The following is a 24,140-nucleotide window of genomic DNA, read 5'->3' as shown; positions in this document are numbered from 1 at the left end:
TAGAAAAGAGGGTATGTATTGAAAGTGAAAAATGTATTTTTTGCTATCGTAATAGCTTCACTTTGGCTAACGGGTTGTACGATTGGTACAACTGGAACAAATAATCAAATAGAAGAAAATGAAGACGATTTCCCTCCTTCTATGACCGGATTGATTAATGTACAGGGAAAAGAGTATAAAATAGAAGCTGGAAACTATAAGTGGAAAAGAAAAAAGGGATCGGAAACCGAGGTTGTACAAACAGATGCTGCATCTCCAAATCAAATAGGTGAATATTACAGGGCTATTAAATTGGAATCAAACACGAACATTAATATTGATATTGAAGATAATCCAAAGGTATCCGTCTACCAATGGAATCAAAACGGTAGAGATAAAGAAGTCACCTTAAAGAACAATCATTTATCTGTTCCGTCAAGTAAAGGTCGGTACATCTATGAGGTATTAGCAAAATGGCCGAATGGGGAAGTGTCCTACACGTTTGTAGTTGAAGTAAATTAATTAACTTTGGTTTATTGCGGATTTAATACTTTAAATGTAGGTAATAGAGAAGGGGCTAAATGTTTAATTGTTTCCATAGGAGAAGAATAAGAAATCTTTTGCATTTTAAAATTCGGTTGTTCATCATTACTTAGGCGTTTTAAAAGTTGTTCTTTATATTGATTTTTTGTAAATTTCACTTCAAACACCTCTACTTATTGATTTGTAATCTCATATAGGTATTGGTTGATATATGTAATAATACTACAAATTAGTATTGTAATTCTATTCAATCTTCAAACAATAAGGAGATAGATATGAATAAATACGGTATTGCATCAGTGTTTATGTTCTTTTTCTCTATGGCTGTTTTTGTTTCTGACTTTTTTAACATAGGTTTACTTGGAAGGTCTTTGCCTTTACTGATCTTGGGTGGATGGATTCTTCCTATAGTAGGACTGTTTTCGGCTTATAAAAGCAACAGCGGAATTCTGAAGGTGGTTGGTTATATAGGTAATTCAATAAGTCTGCTTTATACGGTTGGATTACCATTTGCAGCGTGGCTATTGTGGAAGTTTTAAAACCAGTTTCGACAATCGGGTGCTTTCATAGAAAAAGAACATAAAAAAACCGACCAGAATATGGTCGGCTAAACACGTTGTACAATATAGTCTAACTAATTGTGGGTATCCGCAGGGAAAACCAGTCCAATCTGCTTTCGAGCTTCATCCATGATCTCCATTACAGCGGATGAGTTCGCATGCGAGTTTACCTTCGACTCCAGCTCACCATTTTTTTCAAGGTCCATGAATTCTTTAGCTTCATAATACATCTTCGGCTTGTCCTGCTCTACCGTGATATCCTCAACCGAACCGTCTTTATACCGGATCTCGATCTTCGACATGTCCTGGATGTGGTCGATCAGGATGCTTCCGTTTTCTCCTTGGATCTCAGATGGGACGTATGAATTCGAGATCTTCGAGTACATCACAACCGCGTCTTTGTCTCCATAGTTCAAGAGGATGCTGCCTTCACCGTCTACTCCTGACTCCAAAAGAAGTCCGTTCGCTTTTACCGAATCAGGCTTTCCAAAAAGAACGATCATCGGGTACAGACAGTAAATGCCGATATCCATCATAGATCCGTTCGAGAACTTTGGATTGAACGCGTTTAGCACTGTTCCTTCTTTGTACTTGTCATAGCGGGATGAGTACTGACACGAGCTCGCAAAATAACGGCGGACGGGGCCGATCTTATGTAAGTTTTCCTGAATGCACTTAAAGTTCGGCATCACGGTCGAGCGCATCGCTTCCATTAAGAGGACTTTGTTTTCCTTTGCAGCTGCAATCATGCTTTCCATTTCTTTCACGTTCGAAGCCATCGGCTTCTCACAAATCACATGCTTGCCATGATTCATCAACGTAATGGCTTGTTCAGCATGAAACGAGTTCGGGCTTGCGATATAGACCGCGTCGATTACATCGCTCGCTGCCATCTTCTCTACATCCGTAAAGATATGTTCAGCGCCATTTTTCTCCGCAAACTCTTTCGCTTTTTCTTCCGTACGAGAGTAGACCGCTGATAATGTAAAACCCTCAGCAACACTTGCTGCATTTATAAAACTTTCCGTAATCCAGTTTGTTCCGATTACACCAAATCTCAAAGACATTCATTCCTTTCCATATGAGGTAGGCATAAGCCTTACCACGTGCATATTATGTATTCTACTCCTTTCGTCACATTATGTACAAACCATCGGGACCAATTGACTGTTTTTGTCAAAAAAAGTTTCATACTATAATATTTTCGGGTAAAGTGGTAGTAAAACCTGGTGAGGAGGAATGAGTTATGCTTACAATGACTAACCATGAACAGCTAACATCAAAGCCTTTAGATTTACCAGTACCACGATACGTCGTCAAACTCGTAGAAAAACCAATTACCGAACAAGAAAAACAAAAACCTGAATTAGAACTTACGCCATTGAATCCGAAATGTCGATGAGTCCGAATATAGAACAGTGAAGAGCCAAGATCAATTGATCTGGCTCTTTTCCTATTCTAGGCTTCCATATTGTTCCTCCTTACATATTTGTTATGTTATGGTAATTATATCGAACATTCATCAGAAGATGGGCAGATCATTGCCTTGCAGTCGATCAGTGAGTTCTAACTTTTGTTGAGAAAGCGATTATGAAAGTTTCATATTGAAGGGATAGATAGAGATGAATAAATTCGGTGTCTTTTCGTTTCTCATGGTAATTGCGAGTGTTATTGCATTCTTTCTTTTAAGAGGACCGAATGCGGATCTTACGACAGGCATTGTCGTTCTAGGATCACTTTCATTGATTGGTGTTGTTTTGGCGTTGCTATCGAAAAAGTGGTTATCAGGTATTTTGGGTGTGTTATTGAATGGAGCGGTTTTGACCTTTGCTTTTCTTCTATTGCTCGCAAAGGGAATTGGTGGTTAAAGCGAAAATGTTTAAGCAAAAGGGGAGTTCATGGTGAATCTAAAAGTTGGGGATATCATTACTTTTGAGCGGATGTTTACAAAAGAAGATGTTGGGATGTTTACAAAAGTCTCTTGGGATGAGGGTGATCACCATATTCATCCTGATGAACAAGGGAGGCTCGTCATCCAAGGATTGTTAACGGCTACATTGCCAACAAAAATTGGCGGAGAAAACAATGTGCTCGCTCGTACGATGAACTTCGAATTTTTGAGACCGGTTTTTACGGGAGATACGATTCTTTGTGAAGTGCGGATCGAGGAGTTAGAACAGAAAGATAACAATCGAACATCGATCATGGCCACTTTTCAATGCACCAATCAAAATGAGAAACAAGTATTAAAAGGAAGCTTTGCAGGAATTATCCTATCAAATTAGCAGCTCAGGTTTATGACATTTGAGCTGTTTTTTTATATACAAAAACACCGCAAAACGCGGTGCTGCATATTTCATTTGATTTGGTTTCTTTGTTCCTGAATGATTTTATAAAAATAAAGTGAACCATGACCACCTGCGATCCCTAATGGCAGGATGATAAAGGGTGCCCAGGTCTTGTCGTGTAAACCGAGCAAGTAGAAGATTCCATAAATGATGATCATCGTCATAATGCTAAATGTGAATCGGATAAAATAGTCTTTCACCGTTAACGCTCCTCATTGCTATGTTTGTTTTATAGTACCACAATTCACAAAAGAGCAGGATTCAATAAAGGTTTTAAAGAATGGAGTAACCGAAGCAAAAAGGAGTGGTAAACCATGTCTTATTGTAAAGTAGAGAAAGCGAATTTCTATTATGAAGAAATAGGGTCTGGAACACCGATCCTCATGATCCACGGATTCTCACCTGACCATCGTTTGATGAAAGGATGCATGGAACCAATCTTTCAAGAGAGAGATGGATACAGACGCATCTATATCGACCTGCCAGGAATGGGGCAGACGAAAGACTATGAATCTATTCAGAACTCTGATGAAATGTTAGAGGCGGTTATTCAGTTCATAGAAACAACACTGTCGGACCAGTCGTTCTTGATCGCAGGTGAATCTTATGGCGGATACATCACAAGGGGAGTCATCGCGAAAATGCCTGAGCGTGTAATGGGTGCAGCATTTATCTGTCCGATGATCATTCCTGATAAGAACGCAAGAACATTGCCAGAGCATGCCAACATACAGGTCGATCACGAATTCTTAGCTACTTTAACAGAAGAAGAAAAAGAAGACTTCAAAGGGATTCATGTGAAGTTAGATGAATACACGTGGAAAAGGTACAACGAAGAAGTCGTAGCCGGAATGAAGATAGCAGATCCAGGATTCTTAGAAAAAATCTCAGAAGCCTATGGGTTCACATTCAAGATCGACCAAGAAGTGTTTCCGAAACCGAGTGTGTTCCTGACGGGTATGCAAGACCATATTACAGGCTATAAAGACGTGTTTGACATACTTGATAAATATCCGAGAGCTACGTTTTCCGTTTTGGATACTGCTGGGCATAATTTGCAGATTGAACAGAGCAAATTATTGAGGGTACATATTGGTGAGTGGTTGGATCGTGTAGATAATTATAATGAGAGAGTATAAAAAGTCACCTTTGTCTTCATAAAATACAAAAAAAGAGCCAAAATCCTTTAAAGGCATTTAGCTCTTTTTTTGTTATACAAATGAATATTTAATAAATACTAGGTGGATTTAATTATAATTTCATTTTAAAGCTTTTCTTAAAAATATTAACTAACAACAAGTAGTTCTTTTTCTTTTAAAACTATTGATTGCTTATAGTCTTCAGCTTTGGCTATTTTTGTGAATTCTACTGTCTTATTGTGATTAAGCTTTACAATTGTCTCTATTTCACTTAATTCCACTCTGAAAAATTCTTTTCGCTCATTAATTTTATTTACACGTCTATCTGTGAATGCTTTGTGTAATGCGTTTTCAAGTGCTGGAGCATCTTCACTAAATATCATACCATGTACATCAAAAGCAAATGGAACAGAAGCATCCCCAAGTTCTTTTACACGATCTAATGGTTCAAGTCGACGAGTCATTCCAATTTTATAAACATTTTCCCCAAAAGAACCAATATTGGAAATAATATAAACATATCCTGCTCTGGTATTTTGTACTCTAAAAAGAACATCTTCTTTATTCTTTTTAGTCTCTGCTAATTGTAACTCTAATTCTTTTAGCTTTTCGATCAATTTAGCATGCTTAGAACTATCCGTCTCTTCCATTTGGCTTTTTAGCTTTTCAATAGCTTGTTCAAAATGCTTTTCTTCTTTTTCGACTTTTTCTTTTGCTTTTTCTAATTCTTTTAATGCCTTAGCTTCTTCCCGCATTCGTTCTTTTATTTCCATCTGTTCTTCTTTTTCTTCTTGTTTTTTCTTTTCAAATTCATACTTGAGATACAATTCTTCAATTTTAAGATTTAAATACCCAGGAGTAATGAAAACTTGTTGCATATCAGTAAGTTTATTTAACTCTTCATGTACTTTTTTAATTCGTTGCTCACTTGCTTCTACGTTAGAAAACTTCACCTTTGTGATAATGTTGTCACACTCGTTATTAAAGGCTCTAAGGAGTAATTTAATAGTATCTAAGATGAATTCCTTTCCTTTCTTTTTATCATTACTGATTGTCCAATCTAGACTGTGGAAAGTAGCATCTTTATTTTTTACCATTTTCTTTTGGTCTTGCCTAATTTCATTTAATTTATTTTGGTAACCTTCTGAATTTTCAAATCCATATTTCGGCTTATAGAAACCAAAAGATTGCACCTCTAATTCATCATGAAGGCTTATCATTTGCTGTCTGAGTTTATAAATATCATCAAGAATTGTTACCTTTTGGGTGTTTAAATTGTTAATTTCATTATTAACAGCATTTCTTGATTCCTCTAAATTAATTAACATTTTTTTGTCTTGAATATTCTTATTCAGTGAATCAGCATTTTCTTGTAAATCTTTATTTTTCTGATCGAGTATATTAATAAGCTTTAACTTATCAGTGATTGGCTTGTATTCTTCTATTTCTTTATAAATATTTTCTTTTTCTTTGGATAAAAGCTTTAATTCCTCATTTAATTGTAAAATTTGTTCTTTTGAATTATTTATTTCAGCAAATTTATTTTTCTCCCATAAAATTTGGTGTTCCCTTAAATGTTTATTCCTTTTAGAAATCAAAACTACACCAACAATTGGTGGTATTATTAAAAACCATAAGCCGAATAAGATTCCAATTACCCATGGTGAATGGATAAACTTTTCTTTATACATATCTAGTGAATTTCTCCTTTTTAATTAATTTAGCCAACTTTAAATATACTACTATATTAATTTAAGGTCTAGTAAAATTTAACAATGGAATTAAAATCTTTAAATATTTATTTTGCAAATAGTTTGCTTTTTTTTGCCAAATTATTATTGGTATTATTAAGATATATAAATAAAGGGGGAATAATTATGCCTACATACAACAAACTTGTCCGTGACCGTATTCCAGAAATTATTGAAAGAACGGGTGCTTCCTTTAATACTACTATTCTATCTGAAACGGACTACATAAAAGAATTAAAGAAAAAATGTTATGAAGAACTAGATGAGTATGCTGCAGCTGATAATGACAAGGACGCTGTTGAAGAACTGGCTGATCTTCTAGAATTAATGTATGCACTTGCTAAAGTTCATGGTGTAGATTTCTATGAAATTGAAAAAGTGAGGCAGGAAAAAGCAGAAAAGCGCGGAGGATTTCAGGAACGCATATTCCTGATTGATACGGAATGAAGTCTATTAAACTTGTAACAAGTAACCTCTATGAAGAACTTCTTGAAGGATTAACGAGTGCTAGATCCATTCATATTCTTACATCATTTGTAATGAAGTCAGGTGTTGATGTTCTTGCACCACATCTAAAAGCTGCTGCAGATCGGGGAGCTGAGATCCAAGTCTGTACTGGTGATTATCTATTTGTCACTCAACCAGAAGCGCTTGAAAGGCTAATTACAATCCATCCGAATATTTCCGTTCGACTGTACAAGAGTAACGGGAAATCGTTTCATCCAAAGGCGTATCTTTTTGATATTCCAGATGAAAATGGTTATTTCATAGTAGGTTCATCCAATTTATCTAGGTCAGCACTTAAAACGGGAACGGAATGGAATCTTTCTTTAACTGAGAGTGTTAGTCCGGAAACATACTTAGAGGCATTAGATCAATTTCAAAAAACGTTTCTTCATGATCAGACAATCCCTGTTAATAAAGAAACGTTAGAAGAATATCAATTGCAATATGAGGGCTATCACCAAAAATATCCTAACTTAGTTAGAACATGGACAGAAGCAGAAGAGCAAGAAATGACATTGACAACGGTTGAACCTGTTCAAGAACCACAAATAATAGCCGATCCTACAGCACCATACATAATAACTCCAAGGCCTTCACAACAAGAAGCATTAGAACTGCTTCAAAATACCCTTGAGGAAGGCTATGACAAAGCGATGGTTGTCATGGCTACGGGACTTGGTAAAACCTATTTGGCTGGATTTTTTGCACAAAACTTCAAAAGGATCTTGTTCATAGCTCATAGAGAAGAAATCTTAAAACAGGCAAAGCAATCATTTCAGCATATTATGCCCGAACAAACACTTGGGCTTTACTATGGAACGGAAAAGCAACCTGAAGCGGATGTGATATTTGCTTCTATATATACACTCGGAATGAAACGGCATTTAGAAGTCTTTTCTCCCGATGATTTTGATTTAATAGTTGTGGATGAATTTCATCATGCTGCTGCGCAGTCATATCAACGGGTCATCGATTACTTCAAACCAAAGTTTCTACTAGGAATAACTGCAACACCAGATCGAATGGATGGAAAAGATGTTTATGCGATATGTGACGGAAACGTAGCTTATCAAATTCATTTTATTGTAGCCATTCAGAAACAGTGGCTAGCTCCTTTCCATTATTATGGAGTATATGATGACACTGATTATCGACAGATAACTTGGCTTGGAACAAAATATGATGAAGAAGAATTGTTAGCTGTTCAATTAACAGATGAAATGCTGGAAAAAGTGTACACTGCTTGGTTCAAGCTTAAACAAACTAGAACAATCTCATTTTGTTCATCTATAAGACAAGCAAACACTTTAGCTAATTATTTTAAGTCAAAAGGAATAAGGGCTGTTAGTCTTAATTCTAAAACTGTTGATATTTCTAGAGGAGATGCGGTACAGCAGTTAAATGATGGTCAATTAGATATTATCTTCACTGTTGATCTTTTTAACGAAGGGGTAGATATTCCTTCCGTTGATACACTTCTATTTGTAAGACCTACTGAATCATTAACCGTTTTCACACAGCAAGTTGGACGCGGGCTGCGTCTTCATAATGCCAAATCACACTGTGTCATTATAGATTTAATCGGTAACTATAGAAATGCAGATGTCAAAATGCAGTTGTTTAATGCAGAACCAGCGAAAGAAAAAGGACCTGTGAACATCCTTCCTTCAGTGCCAGAGGGATGTTTAATAGATTTTGATATTAAAGTTATCGACCTATTAAAAGAGCTGCAAGCCAAGAAACAGCCGCGTAAAGAAAAGCTTTTATATGCTTATCATGAACTAAAGAGAGAACTGGGTAGAAGACCGACATATCTAGAGTTACATTTACAAGGAAATGCTCCGAGTCAGGAATATAAACAGGAGTTTAAATCATATGTAGGTTTCCTAAATTGGGCAGATGAACTGTCTGATTCTGAAAAAGAAGCTTTTAAAGAATCGGAAGAATGGCTAATAGAAGTAGAAAAAACCGGAATGTCCAAAAGTTATAAAATGGTTGTCCTAAAATACATGCTCTTAAGAGGTTTAGAACACTGGTTAGATCCAGTAACACCAGAAGAAGTAGCTCCATTCTTCCACAAATATTTTACTGAAAAAGAGTATAGAAGACGTATAGATTTTTCAGACAAAGCAGCTAAACAAATGTGGACTTATGATGAGAAGAAGGTTGCCAGATTAGTTGCAACAATGCCTATGACTAAATGGAGTGGAAGTTCTAGAAGTAAAGTTATGTTCAACGAAAATCTATTTAGATTCAATGTTAAATTTAATGAATCTATAAATAAATTAGTTTTTAAGTGGACAAAAGAAATTTGTGAATATAGGCTACATTATCATTTTGAAAGAAAGGATGGAAGGTGAATAAATGAAACAGAAAAAATGCATAAAGTGTGGTGTCCGACTACATCCAACTGACTGGATTATTTTAAAAGATATGAACACTCTACCTATTTGTGATAACTGTTCATTAAGTAAAAAAGAAATTAACAATATAGTAATACAAAATAAAGATAAAGATAAACTAATTAACTAGTAAATAGAGACAGCTATTGAACTCAGAGTTGATCTAAAGATTACTTATCTTAAACAAGTATATGATTAACTAAGGGGAACCGTATCATAAATAAGGGTAAAGGTTAAGGGAAGCAAGAGCCTCCCTATACATATCATCCTTTGATATTTGGCTAATTATGGAGTGATCAATCGGTGTAATGCATTTTATCTGATTCATACTATTTAGCAGGACACTCGTACTACCCTGAAGCGCCTCAATAGTAAAGTCGAACATCAAATTAATTTGTGTAATTTGTCTCCCTTCTTTGAAGGAGACCCTTTCCTTCGTAATTTGGATATCCTTAACAAAAAGGGCGAGCAGTTCTTTTTTCTCAGCAGCGTCTGCTCGCTCTAATATGGTGTCAAGGTTCTTTAGAAGGTGTTTGAGTACATCTGCATCGATAGGGTCTTTGTTGACATTCTGAAGCTGCTTATTGACATGTTCAATACGGTCTTCTATTTTAATGAGGAGTTCCTTCTGATTCTTCATTTTCTTGTTGTAGATGTCTCGTAGTTCTGGGTCATCCATTAGTAGAGAGACGAGATTATCCAGTTGCTTTTCTGTCTTTTGCTTGCTCGCCACAAGTCGTTTCATTTCTTCTTTAAGTGGACTTTCAGCATCAGAGCGTTCTTCGTTCATTCTTTCAAATAATCGTTCAATGAAGTACCAAAATACATACTAATGAATTATTCATTTTCTGACCTCCTTTCTTGTGCGCTCCTCTCACTACGCATGACGTCTCTGTAATACAAAAAAAAACGCTATCTATCCAACTGGATAAACAACAGTTTATATATAAAAGGGGTAGGGCATAAAACAGGAAGGTACCCCTGTTATATGTAGGATGGTGGTAGAGAGAGAAAATTTATCAATTTTTTGTTGATATACTTGATATTCTTATATATTGAATCTTTTAACTGTCTAGAAAATTTCTTTGAATTGTTCGCAGTTAGGAATATAATTTAAGCTATAAAGCTTTGAAAGGAGCTTGAGAAATGGAGTTTATGTCCGCAAAAGAAGCGGCTAATAAATGGGGAATATCTAAAAGGCGTGTGCAAGTATTATGTGCGGAGAAAAGAATTGTAGGTGCAAATAAGGTAGGTATGGTATGGGTGATTCCTAAAGAGGCAGAAAAACCTATTGATGAAAGAAGAAAGGGTAAATCAGCACAATTTTGACTAAGGGTTATCCTAAAAGAAAAAAAAATCTGAAGGGAATTATTTTAAATGGCAGTTAAGAAAAGTGAGCTATACAGTTTTTTATGGGAAAGTTGTAATAAGTTAAGAGGCGGTATGGATGCATCACAATATAAGGATTATGTTTTATCTCTATTGTTTGTTAAATATGTCTCTGATAAATATGATGGTAAGAAGAATTCATTAATAGAAATTCCAGAAAACGGTGGGTTTAAAGATATTGTTGCTCTTAAAGGAAATAAAGAAATTGGTGATAAGATTAACAAAATTATTGCTAATCTCGCTGAAGCAAATGATTTAAAGGGTGTTATTGATGTAGCAGATTTTAACAATGAAGATAAACTAGGTAGAGGGAAAGATATGCAAGACCGTCTTTCAGGCTTAGTAGCTATATTTGAAGATGATCGGCTTGACTTTAGTAAGAATCGTGCAGATGGAGATGACATCTTAGGTGACGCTTACGAATTTTTGATGAGAAAATTTGCTACTGAATCAGGGAAAAGTAAAGGTCAGTTTTATACTCCATCAGAAGTATCACGTGTAATGGCTAAGGTAATGGGTATCAATAAAGCTACTAGTCAAGATCAAACTATTTATGACCCCACATGTGGAAGTGGGTCACTATTGTTAAAAGCTGCTGATGAGACAACAACAGGGGTTACAATATATGGTCAGGAAAATGACAATGCAACAGCGGCATTGGCAAGAATGAATATGATTCTTCACGGTCATCCTACTGCTGATATTAAGAAAGATAATACCATTGCAAACCCTTTATTTAAAGATGGTGAACAACTTAAAACGTTTGATTTTGTTGTCGCAAACCCGCCGTTTTCTCAAAAAAATTGGACTAGTGGCATAGATCCTCAATACGATGAATTTGATAGATTTACTGGATATGGTATTCCTCCGGCAACAAATGGAGATTATGCATTTCTGCTGCATATTATTCGTTCTTTAAAAAGTAATGGAAAAGGTGCGGTAATATTACCGCATGGAGTGCTTTATCGAGGAAATGCAGAGGCAGATATCCGCAAAAATTTAATACAAAAAGGGTTTATTAAAGCTATTATTGGATTGCCTTCCAACCTCTTCTACGGGACAGGAATTCCTGCATGTATTATCGTCTTAGATAAAGAAAACGCCGTTAGTCGGAAGGGTATTTTTATGATAGATGCAAGTAAGGGTTTCATTAAGGATGGTAATAAAAATAGATTGCGTGATAGAGATGTTCATAAAATAGTTGATGCGTACTCAAAGCATATTGATGTTCCAAAATATGCAAGGATGGTATCAATTGAAGAAATAGAAGAAAATGATTGTAACCTATATATTTCTCGATATATTGATAATCAAGATTCTGAAGATATCCAAAACATAGAGGCACATTTATTGGGTGGTATACCAAATGAAGATATTAATGCTCTTCAAAACTATTGGGATGTCTATCCCTCTATTAAAAGTACTCTTTTCTCTGAAATAGGAAGAGAAGGATTTAGTGATTTATTAGTGGAAAATAAAGATATTAAAGAAACTATTTTTAATCACGCTGAATTCATTAATTACTCAGAAAAAGTGAATAAAATTTTAAGTGAATGGGTAGAAGAAAATTCAATGTTTTTAAAAAATATTGAAATAGGTGTTAATCCAAAAGAAATAATTGAAAGTATATCAGAAGATATACTACAAAAATTTTCATCATTACGACTACTAGATCATTATGATATATATCAATATCTTCTGACTTACTGGTATGAAACTATGCAGGATGATGTGTATATTATTGCAGCAGAAGGTTGGAAGCCAACAAGTGAATTAATCCCAACTGAATTAGTTGCAAAAAGATATTACCCAGAAGATTTAATCACAATTGAAAAGTTGGAAGCTGAGGTAATATTTATTACAGACAGTAAAGAACAATTGGAGGAAGAAAATAGTACTGAAGACGATTTATTTGAAGAGTTGAGAAATGATAAAGGCAAAGTATTAAAAGGAAATCTCCAGAAACGAATTAAAGAAATAAAAAACGATCCTAATTTCAAAGAGGAATTGAAGATACTAGATGCATATCTATCTCTTTTTGATCGGGATACTGAACTTAATAAAAATATAAAAGAAATACGTGAAGAACTTAATCGAAAAATATTAGATAAATATAAAATTCTCAATGAAGAAGAGGTTAAAACCTTGATTGTTGATGATAAATGGATGTCTAATGTTGTCAATGATGTAGAAAATGAATTGGAAAATATTTCTCAACGTTTGACATATAGAATTATAGAATTATCAGAAAGATATGAAAAGCCATTACCAAAATTAGAAGAAGAAGTGGAAGAATTAAGACTAAAAGTAGATGAACATTTGAAAATAATGGGGATGGCAGCATGGTAAAAAAACTAAATGTAATAAATGAATATAAAGTAAGTGATATAGGGAGTATCCCACAAGATTGGAAAGTAATTAAACTCGGTGAAATTTTTGATTTTAAGAACGGGTTAAATAAAGAAAAAAAATATTTTGGTATAGGAACGCCCATTGTAAATTATGTTGATGTGTTTAAGAAGAGTAGTTTAACGGCAAATGATTTAAAAGGAAGAGTTAAAGTATCTATAAATGAATTAAAGGCTTACGAAGTGCGAAAAGATGATGTTTTCTTCACAAGAACATCTGAGACAGTTGAAGAGATTGGATTTTCAGCTGTAGTAGTAGAAGAACTAGAAAATACTGTTTTTAGTGGTTTTATTTTGCGTGCTAGACAAAGGAATAGTTTATTAGATACACATTTTAAAAAATATTGTTTCTCAACAGAACAAGTACGCAAAGAAATTATTTCCAAAAGCACCTACACTACAAGAGCATTAACAAATGGAAAGATTCTTTCACAGGTATTACTACCTGTACCGCCAATAGATGAGCAACGAGCAATCTCTCAATCTTTAAATGATATAGATTCAGTAATTGACTCTCTTGAAGAATTAATTGAGAAAAAACGAAATATTAAACAAGGTGCTATGCATCAGCTTCTAGAAGGAAAAATACGTCTTCCGGGATTCAGTGAGAAATGGAATGAGTTAACTATTGGTGATTTTAGTCAAGTATCGGCAGGTGGAACTCCTAGTACTAGGAAAAAAGAGTATTGGGGCGGAGAAATTAGATGGATGAATTCTGGCGAATTAAATATGAAGATGATATTTGATGTTGAAGGAAGAATCACTGAGGAAGGATTGAAGAATTCGAGCACTCATGTAATTCCTGAAAAGTGTGTTTTAATAGGTTTGGCTGGACAGGGGAAAACTCGTGGAACAATAGCAATCAATATGGTTGAATTATGCACTAATCAATCCATAGCAGCAATATATCCTTCGAATAATCACAGCTCTAAGTACTTATATTATAATCTCGATAATCGTTACAAAGAATTAAGAGGTTTATCAACTGGAGATGGAGGTAGAGGAGGACTTAATCTTAAAATAATTAAATCCCTTAAGATTGCATTACCATCACTAGAGGAACAAATTGCTATCGCAAAAGTCTTAAGTGATATGGATGCAGAAATACAGGGACTCACTCAAAAATTAAAGAAATACCAGTTTATTAAGCAAGGCATGATGAATAATTTACTAACTGGAAAAGTGAGGTTGGTGGAGTGTCAGTAGGACAAAAAGAGAGAATAACTCAAAATAGAGTAGTTAAGCTAATTTGTAATAATCTCCAGTATGATTACTTTGGAGACTGGTATGACCGTCCAAACAATAGCAACATTGAAGAAGAGGTTTTAAGAAAGTACCTTTTTAAAAGAGGGTACAGTGATGAGCTTATTCAGAAAGCGATTTTTCAATTGACACAAGCTGCTACTAATCAGGTTAAGAGCTTATACGACATTAATAAAGAAGTTTATAGTTTACTTCGTTATGGAGTAAAGGAAAGAGTACACATTGGAGAGAATACAGAAACCGTTTATCTCATTGATTGGAAAGAACCACTAAACAATCACTTTGCTATAGCTGAAGAAGTTACCATTAAAGGCGAAAATAAAAAACGTCCAGATATTGTATTTTATATCAATGGAATAGCAATAGGTGTTTTGGAATTAAAACGAAGTACTGTGTCGGTGTCCGAAGGTATACGACAAAATCTTGATAACCAGGATACGACATTTATTAGACCTTTTTTCTCGACTATCCAGCTTGTCATGGCAGGAAATGATACAGAAGGTGTTCGCTACGGTACGATTGAAACAAAAGAAAAGTATTATCTAACTTGGAAAGAAGAAAGTGATATTGATCATCAACTAGATCGGCACATTTTACAGATTTGTGAGAAAAAGCGATTGATAGAGATGCTGCATGATTTCGTTGTGTTTGATCGTGGTATCAAAAAGCTTTGTCGTCCAAATCAGTACTTTGGTGTAAAAGCAGCACAAGAGAGTGTTAAAAAGCGTGAAGGTGGAATCATATGGCACACACAAGGAAGTGGAAAAAGCTTAACTATGGTGTGGCTAACAAAATGGATTAGAGAGAATGTGCAGGATGCTCGTGTGCTTATCATTACAGATCGTGACGAACTTGATAAGCAAATCGAAAAGGTTTTTAAAGGTGTTAATGAAGAAATTTTTCGTACTAGAAATGGGAAGGATCTAATCGATAAGATCAACACACCGCATCCTTGGTTGTTTTGCTCACTAATCCATAAATTTGGAAATAAAGAAGAGGCTGATTACGATTCATACATTGATGAATTAAAAAAGAATTTACCTCTTGGTTTTAGAGCAAAAGGAGACTTTTATGTTTTTGTTGACGAATGCCATCGTACACAATCAGGTAAGCTTCATGATGCTATGAAAGAACTATTACCAAATGCTATATTTATTGGTTTCACTGGAACACCATTATTGAAAAAGGATAAGAAAAAAAGTATTGAAGTGTTTGGTAAATATATTCATACGTATAAGTTTGACGAAGCTGTTAAAGATAATGTTGTGTTGGATTTAAGGTATGAAGCTCGAAATGTTGACCAAAATATAACATCTCAAAGAAAAATAGACCAATGGTTCGATGCAAAAACAAGAGGTCTAACTCCTCATGCTCTTGTGCAGCTAAAACAGAGATGGGGAACAATGCAGAAAGTTCTTAGCTCTCGGTCAAGATTAGAGAAAATAGTTGGGGATATTCTTCTTGATATGGAAACGAGGGATCGGTTACAAAACGGGAGAGGCAATGGGATTCTTGTAGCAGGAAGTATCTACGAAGCTTGTAAATATTACGAGTTGTTTCAAAATAGTGGATTTACTAAATGTGCAATCGTGACGTCATACACTCCAAATATCCGAGACATCAAGGGTGAACGTACAGGTGAAGAATCTGTTACAGAGAAATTAAAGAAATATGAAATCTATAAAAAAATGTTGAATGACCAAACACCAGAAGAGTTTGAAGAAGATGTTAAGAAAAAATTTGTCGAAGAGCCTGCGCAGATGAAACTATTAATTGTTGTAGATAAACTATTAACAGGTTTTGATGCACCTTCGGCTACCTATTTATACATTGATAAGAACATGGGAGACCATGGGCTATTTCAAGCTATTTGTAGGGTTAATCGTTTAGATGGTGAAGATAAAGAGTATGGGTACGTGATCGATTATAAAGATCTATTTAAGAGTCTTGAAAAATCTGTGGAAGACTACACATCAGAAGCATTTGATGACTATGATAAAAACGATGTCGAGGGTCTTCTAAGTGATCGTCTAGAAAAAGCTAAAGAACGTTTAGATACTGCATTAGAAACAATTAAGTTTTTATGTGAACCTGTAGAACCTCCAAAAGATACAATTAATTATATCCGTTATTTCTGTGCTAATAATATTGAAAATAAAGATGAGCTAAAAGAAAACGAACAAAAGCGGTTATCGTTATATAAATCTACAGTTGCACTTATTCGTTCATATGCTAATATTGCGAATGAAATGGAAGAAGCCGGCTATTCAAAGAGTGAAATTCAATCAATAAAGCAAGATGTTCAATATTATGAAAAAGTAAGGTCAGAGGTAAAGTTAGCTAGTGGCGATCACATAGATTTAAAACTATATGAGCCAGCAATGCGGCATCTAATCGATACATATATTAGTGCTGAAGAAAGTGAAGTTATCTCAGAATTTGATGACTTAACATTGATTGAGTTGATAGTTTCACGTGGAAAAGATGCTGTTGAATTGTTCCCAAAAGGAATAAAAGATGATAAAGAGGCAGTTGCAGAAACAATTGAAAATAACGTACGACGAGTAATCATTGATGAATCTCCAACTAATCCTAAGTATTATGAAAAAATGTCTAGGCTTTTAGATGAATTAATTAAAGAAAGAAAAGAAGAAGCTAAAGATTATGAAGAATACTTAGCAAAAATTGTAGAGCTTACTAAAAAAGTTAAAAATCCTTCAACCTCTTCAACCTACCCAAATAGTATGAATTCAGGTGCTAAGAGAGCCCTTTATGATAACTTAAATCAAAATGAATTATTAGCTCTAACTCTTGACCAAGAAATAAGAACAACCAAAAAAGACGGTTGGCGCGGAATGAAGATTAAAGAAAGAGAAGTGTTTTATGCAATCCAGAAACACATAAAAGATGATGAGGTAGCTGAACGAATTTTTGAAATAGTAAAAAATCAAGGAGAATATTGATATGCACCAAATTAGAATAGGCAACTTAGAGATTGATGTTTTTCGTAAGGACATCAAAAACCTACACCTTGCTGTATATCCTCCAAATGGAAGAGTTAGAATAGCTGCACCCTTAAAAAGCAATGAAGAATCAATACGACTTTTTGCTGTTTCTAAAATAACTTGGATTAAAAACCAACAAAAGAAATTTCACGAGCAGGTAAGACAGTCTGAAAGAGAATACGTCTCCGGGGAAAGTCATTATGTTTATGGTACACGCTACTTATTAACTGTTATTCCTGATAGTCCGAAAAATCATGTGAACATTCGGAATAAAACGTATCTTGATTTATATGTGAAAAAAGGAAGTACAAAAGAACAACGAGAAAAGGTTATAACAGAGTGGTATAGAAAGCAGTTAAAGAGTGAGATTCCCCAAATAATTGAAAAATGGCAAGACATCATGTGTGTAGAAGTTAAAGACTGGGGAGTCAAAAAGATGAGGACGAAGTGGGGCTCTTGTAACATAGAGAACCAAAGAATTTGGATAAATTTAGACTTAGCAAAGAAACCTAAACATTGCCTTGAATATGTCATAGTTCATGAAATGGTACATTTACTCGAGCGTAACCATAATGATCAATTTGTGGCTTATATGGATCGTTTTCTTCCACAATGGCGAATTATTAAGAATGAGCTAAATAAATTGATATTTTATTAAATATTACCCAACCAACATTGCTCTAGCATGATTACATATTAAGTATGTGCTAGGGCTTATTTTTATAGAATGGGAGTTGAGTTAAATGAAACATTGGTGGATGATTCGAGCAGGAGATGATAATGAACTAATTCCTGTGTGGAAGGATAAAGGAATAGCATCGATAGGTTGGCCACAACTAGGGGATCCAAAGCTTTACCACTCTAAAGAAGAAATGTCGCACAAAGCAGATAGTGTATACAATGAAGAAAAACCTAAATCTAGAAATAGTTGGGTTAACCAAGTGTGGCGATTTAGTAGAGATATACGGAAAGGTGATCGTGTCATTACCTATTCCAAAGAAAAGAGAGAGTACATAATTGGAACAGTGATTGAACCTCATTTTTACGATTTTTCAGTTGGACACCCGGATTACCCAAACACTATTGAAGTAAAGTGGGAAGAAATTTCGGTTGAGAGAGATATGTTAACACAAGCAGCAAAAAATAGTCTGGGTTCCGTTTTAACGGTTTTTAGAGTTGATCAATGGGGGGATGAAATAGAACGTTTATTAGAAAATCCGTTCTTAAAACCTACAGATTTGGGTGATAATGACGGGGAAGATGAAATTATTGAAGATTTGGTTAGTAAAGCATTAGTTATGATTGAAGACAAAGTAGATAATCTAGATCCATGGCAAATGCAAGAATTAGTAGGTGGACTTCTTCAATCTATGGAATACAATGTTCGAATAAGTCCCAAAGGCCCTGATGGTGGTGTTGATATATTAGCTTACAAAGATGCATTTGGTTTTGAAAAGCCGATTATAAAGGTTCAGGTTAAGCACCGTAAAAGCTCAGCGTCTGCACCCGAAATTCAACAATTGTTGGGGGCGAATCCAATTGATGCAAATAGCCTTTTTGTATCTACGGGGGGATTTACATCTCATGCTGAAGCGGTAGCTAAGCACAACTCTGTTAGATTAGTAGATTTACAAGAACTAGTGCGATTTATTGTGCAATGGTATGAAAAGATGCCGAATGATAAAAGATCATTATTGCCCTTACAAAAGATGTATGTTCCAGAGTAAGATTCATGGCTATAAGATACTTTATATGGGGTTTAATGAAAATGTAGATACTTTTTGCGCCATATGTTTAATAAAAATGTATAAGTATTTAAAGAAATGTTATAATATTTAACAGGATCCAGGTTTTTCTCTTTAACATTTTTTTTAATGGATCCTCATATGGAGGTGAAAGATTAGTGTTCACAGAAAAAGATTTTTGGATACCCAATATCTCAAATATTCCTAATGATAAAGAGAAGTTGGGTCAGTTAGTTAGTATCTTTAAATTAAATAGGTATAGTCTTCAAGAAATGTACAATTTAAACTTTCATACTCAACTAAAGCTTAGTAAAGAAACTTTTAGAAAGAGAATTAATCACAGTACTTTAGTGGGGATTTTATCATATGATGATCAGAAATATGAACTGTCAGAAGTAAGCAAAAAATTATTACAAAATCAAATAAGTCAAAATGGCTTTATTGAAGAAATAATTCTAAAGAGTTTACCATTAAACAACGTTGTAAGTATAACTCTTATCTTAGTTAAATTATTTGCGCCTAGCTTAAGAATAAAGACGTTGTATTCAATATTTTCATTAGTTAGTAAAGATAGAAGCGATAATAGTGCAATCTCCTCAACTGGGAGGAATTTAAGAGCGATACTATCATTAATTAAGATGTTGGGTATTATAGAGAAAAAAAATGAGTTAATTCTACTTGGTGATAGAGATGGAAGTGGAATTACAAATTTTCAAATTGAATCTTTACAAGATTATTTTAATGAAGATATTGTAAATATAAATTTAATTAAAAATTATTTGTTGAACTACTTTGATAAAGAATCAGCTAGTAAAATTCTGACTTGTGTAGCGAGTTATGAAACGGAAAATTATATATGGTCTAAAAGTAGCCTTTATAAAAATCAAGGAGAAGTGAAAAATTTATTTAATGAATATATTATGACGGTAATAATAAAAAGGGGTTAACAAAAATGAGTAATATCTTAGACATGCTTAAAAGGTCTCTTGATAGAACTGTTCCAATTTCGGATCCGGATTATATAATAGGCGAAGAACTGTCGGTAGAGACGTTTGATAGTTGGGTAAATAGTTCTTTGGTAGACGGGATAGAAGGATTTTTAGGGTCAGTTGTTTTAGGACAGATTGGAAATGGGAAAACCCACTTCCTTAGATATATCAGAAGGCACTATCTAGAAGAAAAAGATAATATGATAGGAATATATATTCCTAATATGTTTATAAGTGGGCCGTTGGTGGATGCTCTTAATGAAATTTATAAGTCATTCTTTTTCGCACCTGGTAATTCTTCTTTAAAAAAATACTATGATAATTGGGAAGTATATAAGGCAAATACAGAATCAAATATTATAGAACAACATGAAAATATAATTTTTAGATACCTTATGAACTGTAACAATAAAGAGGAGTCAGAATTGGTATTAGATTATTTTTCAGGGAGAGACTTGTTTCCTGACCAATTAAAATTTTTAAAAACTAAATTCGGATCAAAAAAAGCTTTTATTTCTAACGAAAATGATTTTTCTCTAGTTTCAGGTGATGCTTTTGAATTTATACAATTGATCACCAATAAACCAATACTATTGCTTTTTGATGAAGTTGATAAGGTATATTCATCAGAAACTAATTCGGTAACACTTACTCGAGTAGGAGCAAGAATCTTAACTTCCTATCGGGTGTTATTTGATCATTTAAATAATAAGCAACTAAAGGGAATAATATGTGTAGGTGCTACACCTGAAGCATGGGACGTATTATCAAAGCAAACAGCTTTTGAACGACGTTTTACTGATAGAAAGCTAATATTAAAAGTTCCTAAAACTAAAGATGATACTTTGAATTTTGCAATTAAAAGATTAAATGAAATAAACTATATTCCTGATGAAAATGAGAAAGAGTTTCTAGAAAACATAGTTAGTTCATTAAGTGATGATAGGTTAAAAACATGGGCTGATGTAATAACTTTACTAAGATCAGGACAAGATAAGAAATTACAGAAAACTACTTCTAACGATCCGGCAGATATTATTTTAGAAATTCTAGATAATTCATTACAACCTTTAACATGGGCAGAAATAGTAGCCAAAAGTGTAACTCTAAAAAAAATGTATCCTAAGAGTCAACCTACTAAGATTATAAATAAGCTAGTAAACGACCGAATGATAAAAGTAAGTTCTAGTCGTCCAAAAACGTATGAATCCACAGCTTTGAATGAGGAATTTTAAATGGATAAGGAAGTCACAAAAGTTGATATTTATGAATCTGAAATAATAAGAAGAAGATTAGCATCTATGCTGGATGATCAAAGCATTGAAGAATTAGTTGGCCCAAAATATGAAGATGATGTAAAAGAGTGTCTAGATATACTAGATATTGGCTATACAGTAACGGCAGTTGGAATCTTAGGAAGAGCATTAGAATTATGTACAAAAGAATACTGTGAGGCTAAGATTAAAAGGAAGACAGCTTTTGAAAAAAACACTGCCAACGTATCAATTTCAACTATTAGAAAAAACTTTTGGGGAAGTAAGAGTAACCAAGCTGAACGCTTAAAGCTCTTGAATAAACAAGAGGTAAATAAAAATAGAAATACATATAAATTAAAAAAGGGATTACTGAAAGATGAGTATTTTCATACGCTTGAAAATATTCGAAATGCTAGAAATGATGCATTTCATGGTTGTTCTGAAGATGAGTATAAAGAACTTTCGGCTAAATCTGGGCACTTTATAGAGCATGGCTTAATTATCCTAGTTAAATTGATAAAAGATATTTCTGAGTTGTGATTATACAAGAGAAATTAGTTACCAAAAATTAAAAGATCTATAAGGAAAAAAACCTACAGCCTTTTTTTGAAGGCTTTGTAGGTTTTTATTTTGTTAGTTTACCCTATCCAACGTTACGGTGAACCGTATCATAAGTAATAAAAAGAAGCTTTAACAGAGCGTCCATGGAATATTTCAAGGACGCTCTGTTTTTTATTTCTTCTTGAAATGATTGACTTAAAATTATGAATACCATAATATAACATATTCCACTATGGATGGACATGGTAAAATGGTAATTATTAAGAATGAATGAACTGGCTGTTTAATTAGGGAATATAATTTTGAAACGTGGTCCAATGTCTTATTTAACAGCACAATAGCATAAATTATGTGAAGGAGACTGACAACAATGTCACAAGTACTTACTCAGGATAAATGGAAATTCTCTCCGATTCCTAATATAGAAGAATCTAATTTTAATAAATCGCTAGAACGGTTTTATGACTTAGGGGTAAGTGGATTAGTTCGAGAAAATATACAGAACTCACTGGACGGTCGGTTGTTAGATTATGATGGACCGGTAGTTCTGAAAATTGAAACAGGAAACATTCCTAAAGAACATATTCCAGGCATCGATGAAGTAAGAGAACGTATTCTGAAACTAGAAGGTCGCAATACATATACAAATGAAACCATCAGTCATATGAAAAACAAGCTTGACCAAGATGTGATTAGATATATTTCTTTTGAAGATATAAACACTCGCGGATTGACGGGCGCTAAAAACGGACAGAGTGGGTCGAAAAAAGATACGTGGGGGATCTATGCCTATAATAAAGGGGTGCACTTTGAGGAAGATAATGCTGCTGTTGAAGTTTCACGAGGTGGATCTCACGGTATTGGTAAAATTGCTTCCAATTCAGCTTCAGATATCCATGTGATGTACTTTGCAAATTGCGACGCCTTCGGGGAGCAGCATTTAGGTGGAACTGTACAATTGATTGAACATGTCCATAATGGGCAGGCTTTTAGATCAACAGGATACTTTACCGATGTTAAATGGGAAGAAAAAAACTCAAAGTTTTATCCTTACGAAAACAACTTTCATGAAGTTTTTAAGAAAGATACAAGAGGCTTAAAAATCATCATTCCTTACTTTCGCGAGGAATATGATGATGAAATTGCAATCGTTAAAAGTATTTGTGATAGCTTTTTCATCTCTATCTTAAAAAATAAATTAGAAGTTCATGTGAATGATAAGAAGATTACTAAAGATACAATCTTGCAGTACGTAAAAGATCAAAACTATTACAACCAAGATATAGCGGAAGCAAAAAAGGAATTTACCCCTTTATATATAGATACATATTTGGACACACCGGCTAGAGAGATTAAAGTATCTAATGGCGAGAAAGACTTCAGCTTTCATCTTTACTTCAGGTACGATGAAAGAATTCCAAAAGGAAGAGTAGCGATAGTGCGGACGATTGGAATGAAAATTGAAGATTTTATTGTTACGGCTAATGCAACGAAACCATTTAATGCTGTGCTTATTGGTGGTCCTAGCGAAGATTCTTATTTAAAGTCACTAGAAAATGAATCCCACACACAACTTTCTAAAGACCATTTTAGTGACAGAAACTTAAAGAGACTAGCTACGAGGTTTATTAATAATCTATCAAAAGAGATTGCTAAGGTTATTGAAGAAGCTGTGAAAGAAAATAATCCGACAGATGGTTTGATGGATACGCAAGATATTCTGTATGTTGTAGAGTCACAATTTAAAAAAGACCTTGAAAACTCGTTAGGAACAGTGAAAATAAACGAAGGGCAGTCCCTAGTGAAGTCAACTACAAGACAGTCACAAAAAGAAAAACGTGGACCAAAAGAAAAACAAGGCAGTGAAAGTAAAAAAGGTTCTACCAGCCGAAAACGAGATCCTCTGAAACGGCAAAAAAGTAATGAAAATATCAACGATAATCAAGAAGGAAAAGAACGGTACAGCGCACACCCTGATATGGTTGAAAGAATTATTCTTGATAATCAAGAGTTAATTAAATTTGACTTTACTCAAAGCGATCAACTAGCTGGTGAGAATACCTGCGATATTTCGCTTTCAATTATTGACAGGATGGGCGTAGAGTATGCAGATGAATTTCAGATTCAAAACAGCTATCATGGAATTGTGGATATGAATGCTGGAGAAAAATGTTCTTACAGGAAAAACGTTATTAATAATGTCCAAATAAAGGACGGAATTGCGCAACTCCAGTTAAGCTTAAGAAATTCATTTAACCGGTCATTAAAGTTTGTTTACTATGTGGAGGTGTAAAA

23 protein-coding genes are annotated in these 24,140 nt (G+C 34.2%); 18 read left to right on the top strand and 5 right to left on the bottom strand.

All coding sequences use genetic code 11. The features are described from left to right. Window positions 1-18: 18 nt before the first annotated feature. On the top strand, window positions 19-501 hold the full coding sequence (locus EV282_RS13285; protein WP_130296258.1) for a hypothetical protein: 483 nt from the start codon (window positions 19-21) through the stop codon (window positions 499-501). A gap of 11 nt (window positions 502-512) precedes the next feature. On the opposite strand, the gene EV282_RS20300 is transcribed toward EV282_RS13285, so the two are convergent. Then, the gene (locus tag EV282_RS20300; RefSeq protein WP_165389462.1) at window positions 513-680 is read right to left on the bottom strand and encodes a hypothetical protein; all 168 of its coding nucleotides are present in this window, start codon (window positions 678-680) and stop codon (window positions 513-515) included. A 117-nt stretch (window positions 681-797) separates the two neighbouring features. Here EV282_RS20300 and EV282_RS13280 point away from each other — a divergent pair, with 117 nt between their 5' ends. After that, window positions 798-1,061 carry a hypothetical protein gene (locus EV282_RS13280; RefSeq protein ID WP_130296257.1) on the top strand — a complete coding sequence of 88 codons (264 nt, stop codon included), beginning with the start codon at window positions 798-800 and terminating at the stop codon, window positions 1,059-1,061. A 95-nt stretch (window positions 1,062-1,156) separates the two neighbouring features. On the opposite strand, the gene EV282_RS13275 is transcribed toward EV282_RS13280, so the two are convergent. After that, window positions 1,157-2,149 (bottom strand): Gfo/Idh/MocA family protein, encoded by a 993-nt coding sequence (locus tag EV282_RS13275; protein WP_130296256.1) that lies wholly within the window; start codon window positions 2,147-2,149, stop codon window positions 1,157-1,159. Window positions 2,150-2,328: 179 nt separating this feature from the next. Here EV282_RS13275 and EV282_RS20295 point away from each other — a divergent pair, with 179 nt between their 5' ends. From EV282_RS20295 to EV282_RS13265, 3 genes are all read left to right on the top strand, one after another. Further along, complete coding sequence (locus EV282_RS20295) at window positions 2,329-2,484, top strand: hypothetical protein (protein WP_165389461.1); 156 nt, start codon at window positions 2,329-2,331, stop codon at window positions 2,482-2,484. Window positions 2,485-2,704: 220 nt separating this feature from the next. Further along, the gene (locus EV282_RS13270; protein WP_130296255.1) at window positions 2,705-2,950 is read left to right on the top strand and encodes a hypothetical protein; all 246 of its coding nucleotides are present in this window, start codon (window positions 2,705-2,707) and stop codon (window positions 2,948-2,950) included. A 33-nt stretch (window positions 2,951-2,983) separates the two neighbouring features. Further along, window positions 2,984-3,367: an FAS1-like dehydratase domain-containing protein gene (locus tag EV282_RS13265; RefSeq protein ID WP_130296254.1), complete on the top strand. Its 384-nt coding sequence runs from the start codon at window positions 2,984-2,986 to the stop codon at window positions 3,365-3,367. A gap of 71 nt (window positions 3,368-3,438) precedes the next feature. Here EV282_RS13265 and EV282_RS13260 read toward each other — a convergent pair whose 3' ends face one another. After that, window positions 3,439-3,630, bottom strand: a complete 192-nt coding sequence (locus tag EV282_RS13260; protein WP_130296253.1) for a hypothetical protein — start codon at window positions 3,628-3,630, stop codon at window positions 3,439-3,441. Between the two features lie 114 nt (window positions 3,631-3,744). On the opposite strand from EV282_RS13260, the gene EV282_RS13255 reads away from it, so the two are divergent. Then, a complete protein-coding gene (locus EV282_RS13255; RefSeq protein ID WP_130296252.1) occupies window positions 3,745-4,569 on the top strand; it encodes an alpha/beta fold hydrolase in 825 nt (274 codons plus the stop codon). Between the two features lie 146 nt (window positions 4,570-4,715). Here the strand turns inward: EV282_RS13255 and EV282_RS13250 are convergent, their stop codons facing one another. Continuing rightward, window positions 4,716-6,260 (bottom strand): DUF4041 domain-containing protein, encoded by a 1,545-nt coding sequence (locus tag EV282_RS13250; RefSeq protein WP_130296251.1) that lies wholly within the window; start codon window positions 6,258-6,260, stop codon window positions 4,716-4,718. Between the two features lie 186 nt (window positions 6,261-6,446). Here EV282_RS13250 and EV282_RS13245 point away from each other — a divergent pair, with 186 nt between their 5' ends. Together EV282_RS13245 and EV282_RS13240 are read left to right on the top strand one after the other, a co-directional pair. Next, window positions 6,447-6,767 carry a nucleoside triphosphate pyrophosphohydrolase gene (locus EV282_RS13245; protein ID WP_130296250.1) on the top strand — a complete coding sequence of 107 codons (321 nt, stop codon included), beginning with the start codon at window positions 6,447-6,449 and terminating at the stop codon, window positions 6,765-6,767. After that, a complete protein-coding gene (locus EV282_RS13240) occupies window positions 6,764-9,187 on the top strand; it encodes a DEAD/DEAH box helicase family protein (protein ID WP_130296249.1) in 2,424 nt (807 codons plus the stop codon). The genes EV282_RS13245 and EV282_RS13240 overlap by 4 nt, the downstream gene beginning before the upstream one ends. Window positions 9,188-9,443: 256 nt before the next feature. Here EV282_RS13240 and EV282_RS13235 read toward each other — a convergent pair whose 3' ends face one another. Next, window positions 9,444-10,019 carry a hypothetical protein gene (locus EV282_RS13235; RefSeq protein WP_130296248.1) on the bottom strand — a complete coding sequence of 192 codons (576 nt, stop codon included), beginning with the start codon at window positions 10,017-10,019 and terminating at the stop codon, window positions 9,444-9,446. Between the two features lie 356 nt (window positions 10,020-10,375). Between EV282_RS13235 and EV282_RS13230 the strand changes: the two genes are divergently transcribed. The 10 genes from EV282_RS13230 to EV282_RS13185 all read left to right on the top strand — a co-directional run bounded on the left by EV282_RS13230 (window position 10,376) and on the right by EV282_RS13185 (window position 24,138). Next, window positions 10,376-10,558: a helix-turn-helix domain-containing protein gene (locus EV282_RS13230; RefSeq protein WP_130296247.1), complete on the top strand. Its 183-nt coding sequence runs from the start codon at window positions 10,376-10,378 to the stop codon at window positions 10,556-10,558. A gap of 48 nt (window positions 10,559-10,606) precedes the next feature. Continuing rightward, window positions 10,607-12,967 carry a type I restriction-modification system subunit M gene (locus EV282_RS13225; protein WP_130296246.1) on the top strand — a complete coding sequence of 787 codons (2,361 nt, stop codon included), beginning with the start codon at window positions 10,607-10,609 and terminating at the stop codon, window positions 12,965-12,967. Beyond that, a complete protein-coding gene (locus tag EV282_RS13220) occupies window positions 12,961-14,232 on the top strand; it encodes a restriction endonuclease subunit S (RefSeq protein WP_130296245.1) in 1,272 nt (423 codons plus the stop codon). Before EV282_RS13225 ends, EV282_RS13220 begins: the two co-directional genes overlap by 7 nt. Further along, window positions 14,223-17,252: a type I restriction endonuclease subunit R gene (locus EV282_RS13215; RefSeq protein ID WP_130296244.1), complete on the top strand. Its 3,030-nt coding sequence runs from the start codon at window positions 14,223-14,225 to the stop codon at window positions 17,250-17,252. The genes EV282_RS13220 and EV282_RS13215 overlap by 10 nt, the downstream gene beginning before the upstream one ends. Before the next feature lies 1 nt (window position 17,253). Continuing rightward, a complete protein-coding gene (locus EV282_RS13210) occupies window positions 17,254-17,952 on the top strand; it encodes a M48 family metallopeptidase (RefSeq protein ID WP_130296243.1) in 699 nt (232 codons plus the stop codon). An 85-nt stretch (window positions 17,953-18,037) separates the two neighbouring features. Further along, window positions 18,038-19,021 (top strand): restriction endonuclease, encoded by a 984-nt coding sequence (locus EV282_RS13205; protein WP_130296242.1) that lies wholly within the window; start codon window positions 18,038-18,040, stop codon window positions 19,019-19,021. A 176-nt stretch (window positions 19,022-19,197) separates the two neighbouring features. Continuing rightward, window positions 19,198-19,986, top strand: a complete 789-nt coding sequence (locus EV282_RS13200; RefSeq protein ID WP_130296241.1) for a hypothetical protein — start codon at window positions 19,198-19,200, stop codon at window positions 19,984-19,986. Between the two features lie 5 nt (window positions 19,987-19,991). Next, window positions 19,992-21,263 carry a hypothetical protein gene (locus EV282_RS13195; RefSeq protein WP_130296240.1) on the top strand — a complete coding sequence of 424 codons (1,272 nt, stop codon included), beginning with the start codon at window positions 19,992-19,994 and terminating at the stop codon, window positions 21,261-21,263. Then, on the top strand, window positions 21,264-21,824 hold the full coding sequence (locus tag EV282_RS13190; protein WP_130296239.1) for a hypothetical protein: 561 nt from the start codon (window positions 21,264-21,266) through the stop codon (window positions 21,822-21,824). A gap of 391 nt (window positions 21,825-22,215) precedes the next feature. After that, a complete protein-coding gene (locus tag EV282_RS13185; protein WP_130296238.1) occupies window positions 22,216-24,138 on the top strand; it encodes a hypothetical protein in 1,923 nt (640 codons plus the stop codon). Window positions 24,139-24,140 lie beyond the last annotated feature (2 nt).

The sequence above is a fragment of the Fictibacillus sp. BK138 genome, assembly GCF_004216955.1.
Taxonomy (GTDB): domain Bacteria; phylum Bacillota; class Bacilli; order Bacillales; family Fictibacillaceae; genus Fictibacillus.
The sequence above is the reverse complement of the archived record's forward strand: the minus strand, read 5'-3'. Positions and strand labels throughout refer to the sequence as shown.

What these genes read in the sequence shown, in the direction of transcription:
- EV282_RS13185 (WP_130296238.1), top strand. Translation starts at nt 22,216, where the DNA reads ATGTCACAAGTACTTACTCAGGATAAATGGAAATTCTCTCCGATTCCT.
- EV282_RS13190 (WP_130296239.1), top strand. Translation starts at nt 21,264, where the DNA reads ATGGATAAGGAAGTCACAAAAGTTGATATTTATGAATCTGAAATAATA.
- EV282_RS13250 (WP_130296251.1), bottom strand. Translation starts at nt 6,260, where the DNA reads ATGTATAAAGAAAAGTTTATCCATTCACCATGGGTAATTGGAATCTTA.
- EV282_RS13210 (WP_130296243.1), top strand. Translation starts at nt 17,254, where the DNA reads ATGCACCAAATTAGAATAGGCAACTTAGAGATTGATGTTTTTCGTAAG.
- EV282_RS13275 (WP_130296256.1), bottom strand. Translation starts at nt 2,149, where the DNA reads ATGTCTTTGAGATTTGGTGTAATCGGAACAAACTGGATTACGGAAAGT.
- EV282_RS13280 (WP_130296257.1), top strand. Translation starts at nt 798, where the DNA reads ATGAATAAATACGGTATTGCATCAGTGTTTATGTTCTTTTTCTCTATG.
- EV282_RS13230 (WP_130296247.1), top strand. Translation starts at nt 10,376, where the DNA reads ATGGAGTTTATGTCCGCAAAAGAAGCGGCTAATAAATGGGGAATATCT.
- EV282_RS13225 (WP_130296246.1), top strand. Translation starts at nt 10,607, where the DNA reads ATGGCAGTTAAGAAAAGTGAGCTATACAGTTTTTTATGGGAAAGTTGT.
- EV282_RS13255 (WP_130296252.1), top strand. Translation starts at nt 3,745, where the DNA reads ATGTCTTATTGTAAAGTAGAGAAAGCGAATTTCTATTATGAAGAAATA.
- EV282_RS13270 (WP_130296255.1), top strand. Translation starts at nt 2,705, where the DNA reads ATGAATAAATTCGGTGTCTTTTCGTTTCTCATGGTAATTGCGAGTGTT.
- EV282_RS13235 (WP_130296248.1), bottom strand. Translation starts at nt 10,019, where the DNA reads ATGAACGAAGAACGCTCTGATGCTGAAAGTCCACTTAAAGAAGAAATG.
- EV282_RS20295 (WP_165389461.1), top strand. Translation starts at nt 2,329, where the DNA reads ATGCTTACAATGACTAACCATGAACAGCTAACATCAAAGCCTTTAGAT.
- EV282_RS13240 (WP_130296249.1), top strand. Translation starts at nt 6,764, where the DNA reads ATGAAGTCTATTAAACTTGTAACAAGTAACCTCTATGAAGAACTTCTT.
- EV282_RS13220 (WP_130296245.1), top strand. Translation starts at nt 12,961, where the DNA reads ATGGTAAAAAAACTAAATGTAATAAATGAATATAAAGTAAGTGATATA.
- EV282_RS13205 (WP_130296242.1), top strand. Translation starts at nt 18,038, where the DNA reads ATGAAACATTGGTGGATGATTCGAGCAGGAGATGATAATGAACTAATT.
- EV282_RS13195 (WP_130296240.1), top strand. Translation starts at nt 19,992, where the DNA reads ATGAGTAATATCTTAGACATGCTTAAAAGGTCTCTTGATAGAACTGTT.
- EV282_RS13245 (WP_130296250.1), top strand. Translation starts at nt 6,447, where the DNA reads ATGCCTACATACAACAAACTTGTCCGTGACCGTATTCCAGAAATTATT.